Source organism: Streptomyces sp. NPDC017520 (genome assembly GCF_044329855.1).
Taxonomy (GTDB): Bacteria; Actinomycetota; Actinomycetes; order Streptomycetales; family Streptomycetaceae; genus Streptomyces.
This window is the reverse complement of the sequence record NZ_JBIRKB010000002.1, coordinates 552,763-563,233: the sequence shown is the minus strand read 5'-3', so window position 1 is coordinate 563,233 and position 10,471 is coordinate 552,763. Positions and strand designations below refer to the sequence as shown.

General features: G+C 73.0%; 7 protein-coding genes. 5 read left to right on the top strand and 2 right to left on the bottom strand.

Going from position 1 to position 10,471, the window contains the following annotated elements:
• Positions 1–11: 11 nt before the first annotated feature.
• Together ACH4KB_RS06570 and pepE are read left to right on the top strand one after the other, a co-directional pair.
• Positions 12–839, top strand: a complete 828-nt coding sequence (locus tag ACH4KB_RS06570; protein ID WP_003969470.1) for an IclR family transcriptional regulator — start codon at positions 12–14, stop codon at positions 837–839.
• 107 nt (positions 840–946) lie between these two features.
• Entirely contained in the window at positions 947–1,675 is a 729-nt protein-coding gene (gene pepE, locus ACH4KB_RS06565; RefSeq protein WP_398064212.1) for a dipeptidase PepE, read from the top strand.
• Here the strand turns inward: pepE and ACH4KB_RS06560 are convergent.
• Complete coding sequence (locus ACH4KB_RS06560) at positions 1,600–3,186, bottom strand: MFS transporter (RefSeq protein ID WP_398064210.1); 1,587 nt, start codon at positions 3,184–3,186, stop codon at positions 1,600–1,602. The genes pepE and ACH4KB_RS06560 overlap by 76 nt on opposite strands.
• A 175-nt stretch (positions 3,187–3,361) precedes the next feature.
• On the opposite strand from ACH4KB_RS06560, the gene ACH4KB_RS06555 reads away from it, so the two are divergent.
• Together ACH4KB_RS06555 and ACH4KB_RS06550 are read left to right on the top strand one after the other, a co-directional pair.
• Positions 3,362–5,710: an acyl-CoA dehydrogenase gene (locus ACH4KB_RS06555; protein ID WP_398064207.1), complete on the top strand. Its 2,349-nt coding sequence runs from the start codon at positions 3,362–3,364 to the stop codon at positions 5,708–5,710.
• Positions 5,711–5,738: 28 nt separating this feature from the next.
• A complete protein-coding gene (locus tag ACH4KB_RS06550; protein WP_398064205.1) occupies positions 5,739–6,932 on the top strand; it encodes a lipid-transfer protein in 1,194 nt (397 codons plus the stop codon).
• A 27-nt stretch (positions 6,933–6,959) separates the two neighbouring features.
• Here ACH4KB_RS06550 and ACH4KB_RS06545 read toward each other — a convergent pair whose 3' ends face one another.
• Complete coding sequence (locus ACH4KB_RS06545) at positions 6,960–8,696, bottom strand: BCCT family transporter (RefSeq protein ID WP_398064202.1); 1,737 nt, start codon at positions 8,694–8,696, stop codon at positions 6,960–6,962.
• Between the two features lie 149 nt (positions 8,697–8,845).
• Here ACH4KB_RS06545 and ACH4KB_RS06540 point away from each other — a divergent pair, with 149 nt between their 5' ends.
• The gene (locus ACH4KB_RS06540; protein ID WP_398064199.1) at positions 8,846–10,321 is read left to right on the top strand and encodes a DHA2 family efflux MFS transporter permease subunit; all 1,476 of its coding nucleotides are present in this window, start codon (positions 8,846–8,848) and stop codon (positions 10,319–10,321) included.
• Positions 10,322–10,471 lie beyond the last annotated feature (150 nt).

Sequence of the window (10,471 nt, the reverse complement as noted above, 5' to 3'; positions counted from 1 at the left end):
GTGAGATGACGATGGCCGAATTCGATCTCGACCGGCGTACGCCCGCCGGGGCGCTGCAGACCGTCGACCGGGCGCTCCTGGTGCTGCTCGCCTTCGAGCGCACCCGGCCCGACTGGGGCGTCACCGAGGTCGCCGAGGAGTTCGGCTGGGACACCTCCGCCGCCCAGCGGCTGCTCGCCACCCTGGCGGGCCGGGGCTTCCTGGTCTCCGATCCGGCCACCCGCCGCTACCGCATCGGCCCCGCCGTACTGCGGCTCGGCCGGCTCTGGGAGCGCTCGGGCTCGCTGGAGCTGCTGGCCGGTCCGGTCCTGGAGGAGCTGCGCCGTACCACCGGTGACACGGTGCTCTTCTGCCTTCCGGACAGCTTCCACATGCGCTGCGTGGCCGCCGAGGAGGGCGAGACCGGACCGCTGCGCTACTACCCGCTGGTCGGTGAGCTCTACCCGGCGCACGCGGGGGCGACCAGTAAGTCCTACTACGCCTATCTGCCCGACGAGCAGCGCCACCGGCTCTTCCGGGGCCGCCCGATGGCTCGCTTCACCGACCGCACGGTCACCGAACCGGACCTGCTGGAACGGGAGTTCATCAAGATCCGGGCCCAGGGATACGCCTGGACGGTCGGCGAGTACGACACCGGGATCGCCACCGTCGCCGTACCGGTGTTCCTGGGGCGCGAGCCGTACGGAAGCCTCAGTCTCGGTGGCGGGGAGGACCGGTTCCGGGGGGCGCCCGAGGACCGGCTCGACGCGCTGCGCCACGCGGCCCAGCTGCTGGAGCAGCGCCTCACCCACCCGCCGCAGCGGCCGAAGCCCCGCGCCCGGCGGCCCCGCACCACCTGACCGGCCCGCACCACCTGACCGGCCCGATGCGCCTACCCGAGGCTCACCACCTGATCGACCCGATGTGCCCGACGTGTCCGACCCGCCCGACGTACCCGAGGAACCCCGTGAATCTGCTTCTGCTCTCCAACTCCACCCAGTTCGGCTGCGGTTACCTGGAACACGCCCTCGACACCGTCACCGCGTTCCTCCCCGCGAACGCGCGACTCGCCTTCGTCCCGTACGCGCTCGCCGATCACGCCGCGTACACCGCCCGCGTCCGCGAGGCGCTGGAGCCGTCCGGCATCACCGTGCGCGGCGTCCACGAGAACCCCGACCCGGTCGCCGAACTCGCCTCGTCCGACGCCGTGTTCATCGGCGGCGGGAACTCCTTCCGGCTGCTCGCCGCTCTCCACCGCACCGGTCTGCGCGAGGCCGTGCGCGACGCGGTGCGGGGCGGGCTGCCCTACATGGGCGCCAGCGCCGGGACCAACATGGCCGCCCCGACCCTGCGCACGTCCAACGACATGCCCATCGTGCAACCGCCGTCCTTCGAGGCGCTGGGCCTGGTCCCGTTCCAGATCAACCCGCACTATCTGGACCCGGACCCGTCCAGCACCCACAAGGGCGAGACCCGCGAGGAGCGGCTCACCGAGTTCCTGGAGGAGAACGACGTACCCGTGCTCGGGCTGCGCGAGGGCTCCTGGCTCCGCGTCGACGGGGAGCGGGCCCACGTCCAGGGCGCGCGTCCCGCCCGGCTGTTCTCCCGTGCGGCCGAGCCTCAGGAGCTGCTGCCGGGGTCCGACGTGTCCTGGCTGCTCGCGACGGTGCCGCGGTTCGATACCCCGGTGCGCTGACCGCGCTCGGCCCCGGCCCGGGCGGCTCGCGCGGTCTGCGCGGCCCGCGCGTCGTCCGCGCTGCTCGCCAGGAGCACCGGGTGGGGGGAGGGCCGCTGCGAGGGCAGGAACGCCGCCAGCACCAGGCCGATCAGCACCGCCCCCGTGGCGATCAGGAACGAGATCCGGAAGCCCTCCATGGACGGCACCTGGACCGAGCCCATCGTCACGGAGGTGTTGGCCAGCACCATGCCGATGACGGCGCTCGACACCGAGGTGCCGATGGACCGCATCAGCGTGTTGAGGCCGTTGGCCGCGCCGGTCTCCGACGGGTCGACGGCCCCGATGATCAGGGCGGGCAGCGAGGAGTAGGCGAGGCCGATCCCGGCGCCGAGCACCACCGCGATCAGCACGGTCTGCCAGGCGGCGCCGAGCAGCCCGAGCCCGGCCCCGTAACCGACCGCGATGACCAGCAGGCCGAGCATCAGCGTGGCCTTGGGGCCTCTGCGGGCCGAGATCCGGGCGTACAGCGGGGCGACGAACATCATCGTCACGCCGAGCGGGGCCACGCAGAGCCCGGCGACCACCATGGACTGGCCGAGGCCGTAGCCGGTGGACGTGGGCAGCTGGAGCAGTTGCGGCAGGACCAGGGAGACCGCGTAGAAGGCGACCCCGACCATGATCGAGGCGAGGTTGGTGAGGAGCACCTCGCGGCGGGCGGTGGTGCGCAGATCGACGAGCGGTGCCGGGGTCCGCAGTTCGAACAGGCCCCACAGCACCAGCGTGGCGACGGACGCGGCGAGCAGTCCGAGGGTCGGGGTCGAGGTCCACCCCCAGTCGCTGCCCTTGGTGACCGGCAGGAGGAGAAGGACCAGGCCGAGCGAGAGCCCGAGGGCGCCGACGCCATCGAAGGTGCCGGGCGCGCGCAGCGGCGGCTCGGGGACGAGCGCGTACGTGAGCGCCATCGCGAGCAGTCCGAGCCCGGCCGATCCGAGGAACAGCGCGTGCCAGTCGGCGTGCTGGGCGACCAGCGCCGCGGCGGGCAGCGCGAGCCCGCCGCCCACCCCGATCGAGGAGCTCATCAGGGCCATCGCCGAGCCGAGCCTCTCGCGCGGCAGCTCGTCGCGCATGATGCCGATGCCGAGCGGGATGGCGCCCATGGCGAAGCCCTGGAGCGCGCGGCCGGTGATCATCACGACCAGGTCGTCGGTGGAGGCGCAGATCAGCGAGCCGGCCACCATGACGGCGAGCGAGGCGAGCAGCATCCGCCGCTTGCCGTAGAGGTCGCCGAGCCGCCCCATGATCGGGGTCGAGACGGCGCCCGCGAGCAGCGTGGCGGTCATCACCCACGTGGCGTTGGCCGGGTCGGTGTCCAGCAGGACCGGCAGGTCCTTGATGACCGGGACGAGCAGGGTCTGCATGACCGCGACGGTGATGCCCGCGAAGGCGAGTACGGGCACGATGGGGCCGGAGCGCGCTCCGCGCGGCTCGGAGAGCTCCCGGGTGCGCCGTATCTGTTTCGTCCGTCGCATACGTGGGGCCTCCGGGCAGGGTCACCACCCGGGCTCCCCCCAAGTGCGTGCATGGTGAACACTTCCCGGCCGTGCCTTATTCCGGTCCGGATCCACCGGTCTCCTGACCTTCCGTCAGATTGAAACGTGTTCTACTCTTGCGCCGTTCCAACGGCCCCGACCGGCGAGGACTCGCATGGGCATCGGCACAGGCACAGGCACAGGCGCAGACACGGGCACGGGCACACGCATCGGCACCGGCATCGGGATCACCGAGGAGCACCGCGCGCTGGCGCACTCCGTGCGGGGATGGCTGTCCCGCGCCGCACCACCTGGCGAGGTGCGCAGGATCCTCGACGCGGGGAGCCCGGCCACCCCCGGTGTACGCCCGGCCCACTGGGAGGGGCTCGCCGCGCAGGGGCTCACCGGCATCCATCTGCCCGAGGAGTACGGGGGTGGCGGCGGGGGCCTCCTCGACCTCGCCGTCGTCCTGGAGGAGGCCGCGTACGCCTCGCTGCCCGGCCCCTGCCTCGCGACCGCGCTCACCTCCGCCGTGCTGCGTCACGCGGTGGCCGCCGGGGCCGAGGAGCTGGGCGGGCCGCTCCGGGAGCTCGCCGCGGGGGACCGCACCGCCGCCCTCGCCCTCGGGCCCGGCACCCTCACCGCCACCCCGGCCGAAGGCGGCCACCGGCTCGACGGCACCGCGCCGCCCGTCCTGACCGCCGAGGCGGCCGACCTGCTCCTGCTGCCCGCCGCCACGCCCGACGGCGAGCGCTGGTTCCTCGTCGGCGCCGGGGCCGAGGGGATCGCCGTGCGCCCGCACCGCAGCGTCGACCCGACCCGGCCCACCGCCGAGGTGCGCGCCGACGCCGTCCTCGTACCGGCGCACCGGGTGCTGCCCCTGGACTCCGCGCTCGTCCGCGACCTGGCAGCCGTCCTCCTCGCCGCCGACGCCTGCGGGAGCGCCGCCCGGAGCCTGGACACCGCCGTCGGGCACGCCACCGTACGCGAGCAGTTCGGACGGCCCATCGGGGCGTTCCAGGCCGTCAAGCACCTCTGCGCCGACATGCTCGTCCGCCTCGAACAGGCCCGCGCCCTCACCTGGGACGCCGCCCGCGCCGCCGACGAATCCGCCCGCGCCGCCGACGAGGCCGGCCGGTCAGCCCCCGGCCGGGCCGGGGCGGCGGGTTCCGGCGGCGAACCCGCCCGGTCCGACGGCACGGGGTCCGGGGCGCGCGGGCTCACCGCCGCGCTCGCCGCCGCCGCCGCACCCGAGGCCGCTTACACCTGCGCCAAGGACGCCATCCAGATCCTCGGCGGCATCGGCTTCACCTGGGAGCACGACGCCCACCTCCAGCTGCGCCGGGCCGTCCTCGCCCGCCAGCTCCTCGGCGCCGGCGACCCGCACCGGCTGCGCGCCGCCCGCCTCGCCGAGGCCGGAGCCCGCCGCGAACTGGCCCTCGAACTCCCCGCCGAGGCCGCCGGGCACCGCGCCGAGGCCCGCCCCCACCTCGCCGCCGCCCGGGGCCTGACACCGGCCGGGGCCCGCCGCGCCCTCGCCGCTACCGGCTACGCGGCTCCGCATCTCCCCGCCCCGTACGGCCTGGACGCCGGCCCCGTACAGCAGCTGGCGATCCAGCAGGAGTCGAGGGAACAGGGCATCCGCCTCAGTGACCTGTCCATCGCCACCTGGGTGGTGCCGTCCCTCATCGCGTACGGAACCGAGGAACAGCGGGAGCGCTATCTGCCGGCCACCCTGCGCGGCGACCTCCAGTGGTGCCAGCTCTTCTCGGAGCCCGAAGCCGGGTCCGACCTCGCCGCGCTGCGCACCCGCGCGGTACGCACCGACGAGGGGTGGAGGATCACCGGACAGAAGGTCTGGACGAGTGCCGCCCGCACCGCCGACCACGGCATCCTGCTGGCCCGCACCGACCCGGACGCCCCCAAGCACCGCGGACTCACCTACTTCCTGGTCGACATGAAGAACGCCGAAGGCATCGGCATCCGTCCGCTCAAGGAGATCACCGGCGAGGCCCTCTTCAACGAGGTGTACTTCGACGACGTCCTGCTGCCCGCCGACGCCGTCGTCGGCGAGGTCGGCGGCGGCTGGCGGGTCGCCCGCGACACCCTGGGCAACGAACGCGTCCACATGGCCGACCAGATGGTCTTCGACAGCGGACTCGAAGCCCTGATCGCCCGCTCGGCCGGGCTGGACGGGGCCACCCGCACCCGGATCGGCGCGCTCACCGCCGAGGCCCACGCGCTCGCCTGCGTCCAACTGCGCACCACGCTCCAGCAGGTCTCCGGCCGCGGACCGGGCGCCGGGGCCTCGGTCCGCAAACTCGTCCAGACTCTCCACCAGCAGAAGGTCGCCGAACTCACCCTCGAACTCCTCGGCCCGGACGGGGCGGTGGACGAACCGGCGGCGGGGGAGCGGGCCCTTGGCGGCTTCCTGATGTCGCGCTGTCTGACCATCGCGGGCGGCACCACCCAGATCCAGCTCAACGTCGTCGCCGAACGGATCCTCGGCCTTCCCCGGGACTGACCGCACAGGACAACAAGAGGAGTCGGACATGAAGGCCTACATCGTCGGCGTCGGCATGACGAGGTTCGAGAAGCCCGAGACCCGCGACTGGCAGTACTGGGACATGGTCCGCGAGGCGGGCACCGCGGCCCTCGACGACGCGGGCGTCCGCTACGACCAGGTCGAACAGGTCCCCGTCGGCTACTGCTTCCAGGCCTCCACCGCCGGACAGCGGGCCGTCTACGAACTGGGCCTGACCGGCGTCCCCGTCTACAACGTCAACAACAACTGCGCCACCGGCTCCACCGCCCTGATGCTGGCCCGGCAGTTCGTCGAGGGCGGCGGCAGCGACTGCGTCCTCGCGGTCGGCTTCGAGAAGATGGCCCGCGGTTCGCTGGGCGGCGGCGCGGACGCCGGCGGTGACTTCGCGGCCTCGCCGGTCGCCCGGCACTACGGGATCATGGCCGCCGCCCACGGCTTCGGGACGTCCCCGCCCACCGCCCAGATCTTCGGCAACGCGGCCCGCGAGCACATGGAGCGGTACGGGACGACGCCCGCGCAGCTCGCCGCGGTCGGGGCCAAGAACCACCGGCACTCGGTGAACAACCCGTACGCCCAGTTCCAGGACCCGTACACGGTCGAGGAGGTCCTCGCCGCCCGCACCGTCCACCGCCCCCTCACCAGACTCCAGTGCTCGCCCACCTCCGACGGAGCGGCGGCCGCCGTCGTCGTGTCCGAGCGGTTCGTCGAACGGCACGGTCTGGCGGAGCGGGCGGTGGAGATCGCCGCCCAGGCCATGACCAGCGACACCGAGGCCTCCTTCGCCTCCGGCAGCTGCATCGACGCGGTCGGAGCCCCGATGTCCCGGGCCGCCGCCCAGCGGGTCTACACGGCCTCCGGCCTCGGCCCGGACGATCTCGACGTCATCGAGCTGCACGACTGCTTCTCCGTCAACGAACTCCTCACCTACGAGGCGCTGGGCCTGTGCGGCGAGGGGGAGTCCGGCAAGCTCGTCGAGTCCGGGGCGACGACCTACGGCGGGCGGTGGGTGGTGAACCCGTCCGGTGGGCTGATCTCCAAGGGCCACCCGCTGGGCGCCACCGGCATCGCCCAGGCCGCCGAGCTGACCTGGCACCTGCGCGGCGAGGCCGGCGCCCGCCAGGTGCCCGGCGCACGGACCGCCCTCGCCCACAACATCGGCCTCGGCGGAGCGGCGGTGGTCACGCTGCTGCGGCGCGGCTGAGCCTTCGGGCGTGCGTCACGCGGACCGTCAGCTCTCCGCGTCCCGGTCGTCCTCGTTCGTCGCCCGGCGGGCCGTGGCCGCGCGACGCAGATGGCGGTGGCGGGCGGGCGGCTGGTTGCTCAGCTCCTCGCCGACCATGACCCGCACCGCGTCGCGCATACCGTGGAGACCCTCGCTGCGCTTGGGGCCGCCGGCCGGGTCGGTGCGCAGCTCCCGCAGCAGGGACCAGCACAGGAAGAGCATCACCACGACGAAGGGCAGGGCCACCAGGATCGTCGCGCTCTGGAGGGACTCCAGGCCGCCGGCGACCAACAGGGCCGCCGCGACCGCCGCCATGAGGAGGCCCCAGGTGACGACGAGCCAGCGCCGCGGGTGCAGGGCTCCCTTGCTGGTCAGCGAACCCATGACCAGGGAGGCGGAGTCCGCGCTGGTGACGAAGTACATCATGATCAGGATCATCGCGGCCCACGCCGTCACCGTGCTGACCGGCAGGGCGTCGAGCATCGCGAACAGGGTCGCCTCCGTCCCCTCCTTCGCCTTCTCGGCCATGTCGACGACACCCGTCTCCGCGAGGCGGATACCGGTCCCGCCGAGCACCACGAACCACAGGGCGGTCGCCCCGCTCGGTACGAGCAGTACGGCGAGGAGGAACTCGCGGATCGTGCGGCCCTTGGAGATGCGCGCGATGAAGGTGCCGACGAAGGGCGCCCAGGACAGCCACCAGGCCCAGTAGAAGATCGTCCAGGTGCCCAGCCAGCTGTGGCCGCCGAAGGCGCCGGTGCGCGATGCCATGGGGAGGAGGTGGTTCAGATAGCCGCCGACCGAGGACGGCAGCACGTCCAGGAGGTAGACGGTCGGACCCACGACGAAGACGAAGACCATGAGGGCCGCGGCGATGACGAGGTTGATCGAGCTGAGCCATTTCACCCCACCGTGCAGCCCGGTGAAGGCGGAGACCACGAAGGCCGCTCCGAGCACGGCGATGACCGTCAGCTCGACGCCGGTGCTCTGTTCGAGGCCCGCCGTCAGATCGAGTCCGATGGCGATCTGCAGGGCGCCCAGTCCCAGGCTCGTCGCGGTGCCGAAGACCGTGGCGAAGACGGCGAGCAGGTCCAGTACCTTGCCGAGGACGCCGTTCGCCCTGCGTTCGCCGATGAGGGGAACGAACACGGCGCTCAACCGGTTGCCCCGGCCCATGCGGAAGCTCGCGTAGCCCAGCGCCAGGCCCACGATGCCGTAGATCGCCCATGGAGTCAGGGTCCAGTGGAAGAAGGAGTACTCCATCGCGGCGCTCGCGGCGCCCGCCGTCTGCGGCTCGGCCCCGCTGGTGGGCGGCGGGCTCAGATAGTGCGCGACGGGCTCCCCGACACCGTAGAAGATCAAACCGATGCCCATGCCGGCGCTGAACATCATCGCGATCCACGAGAAGTTCGAGAACTCCGGCGGGGAGTCGTCCCTGCTGAGCCGGATCCGGCCGAAGCGGCTGAAGGCGATGAGGAGGCACAGCACCAGGAAGACGTCGGCGGCGATGACGAAGAGCCACGCGAAGTTGTCGAGCACCCAGGGGAGGGCCGCGTCCGACGCAGTCTGGAAGGTGTCCTTGCCGAGGGCCGCCCACAGGACGATCCCGACGACGCCCAGCACTCCGATCGACACCACCACCCGGTCCGGCGAGGAGTCCGTCCCGGGACCGGGACCCGCACCGGAATCTGCGGGGCCGGAGGGAGGCCGGCCGGGGGACACGTCAGCGTTCTCCGTACTCATAACCCACCACTATGACGGCCGTATGCGGCGATATGGGGGATGTGGGGGGTGTGGGGGGTGTGCCCACGCCGACGACCGGTGTCCGGCGGCCGACGGCCCGGGGTGCGGCTCCCGATACCTGATGTACGGGCCATCTGCCGCCTGCGACCATGACGTTCATGCCTGACGTCTCCGCGCCCGCCTCCGCCCCGCCGATCACCTCCCGAATACGCCCCAGCGCCTGGGCGGTCGTGCTCGCCGCCTGCACCGGCCAGTTCCTCGTCGTCCTCGACGTCTCCGTCGTCAACGTGGCCCTGCCCTCCATGCGGGCCGACCTGGGGCTGAGCGCCGGGGGCCTCCAGTGGGTCGTCAACGCCTACTCGATCGCGTTCGCCGGGTTCATGCTCCTGGGTGGGCGGGCCGCCGACATCTACGGGCGCAAGCTGATGTTCCTCGTCGGGCTCGGCGTCTTCACCGCCGCCTCGCTCGCGGGCGGCCTCGCCCAGGAGGGCTGGCAGCTCCTCGCCGCCCGTGCCGCACAGGGCCTCGGGGCCGCCGTCCTGGCTCCCGCCACCCTCACCATCCTCACCGCGGCGGTGCCCGAAGGGCCGGCCCGGACGAAGGCGATCGGTACGTGGATGGCGGTCGGCGCCGGCGGCGGCGCGGCGGGCGGGCTCATCGGCGGGGTCCTCACCGACACCCTCTCCTGGCGCTGGGTCCTCCTGATCAACGTGCCCATCGGCGCGATCGTCCTGGTCGCCGCCGCCCTGCGGATCACCGAGGGCCGCGCGGGCGACCGCCGCCGCATCGACTTCCTGGGCGCGGTCCTCGTCACCGCGGGCCTCGCCGCCGTCGCGTACGGCATCGTCCAGACCGAGGTCGAGGGCTGGGCGGCCGCCGCCACCCTCGTGCCGCTGCTCTCCGGGGTCGTGCTGCTGGCCGCCTTCGTGCTGGTCGAGGCGCGGACCGCCGTCCCGCTGATCCCGCTGCGCGTGTTCTCCGTACGGGCGGTGTCCTCGGCCAACGTGTCGATGCTGCTCATGGGATCGGCCACGTTCTCCATGTGGTACTTCATGACCGTGTACGCCCAGAACGTCCTGGGCTACACGCCGTTGCAGGCCGGTCTCGCGCTGATGCCGACCTCGGCCGCCGTCATCATCGGCTCCAAGCTGGCCCCCCGCCTCATGGTGCGCGCCGGGGCGAAGAGCCTCGCCGTCGCCGGGGTCCTGATCACCGCCGCGGGCTTCGGCTGGCAGTCCACGATGGGCGTGGGGGGCTCCTACCTCACCGCGATCTGTCTGCCCGGCGTCCTGATGATGGCCGGGGCCGGACTCGCCTCCACCCCGCTCGCCACTCTCGCCACCTCCGGGGCGGACCCGGGGGACGCCGGACTCGTCTCCGGCCTGATCAACACCTCCCGCACCATGGGTGGCGCGCTGGGCCTCTCGGTGCTCTCCACGGTCGCCGCCGCGCGCACCGCGGGGTCCGGCGACGCGGCCGAGGTCACCGCCGGATACGCGCTGGCCTTCCGCACCGCGACCGGGGTCCTGCTGGCCGGGGTGGTCGTGATGCTGATCTGGCTGCCGAACCATCGCAGGACCCGCCCGCCGGCGGACCTTCCGGTCGAGGCCCCGACCGCGGGGTGACCCGGACCCGTGATGGGGTCCGGGTGACCCGGGCCCCGCCACGTTGATCTGACGATACGTCAGCCATCTTCCCAACTTACCTGGCCTGCGTTATACATGGGCCATCGGCTAGAACGCGTTCTAGAGGAGCGTGCCCTGCCGGTCACCGCA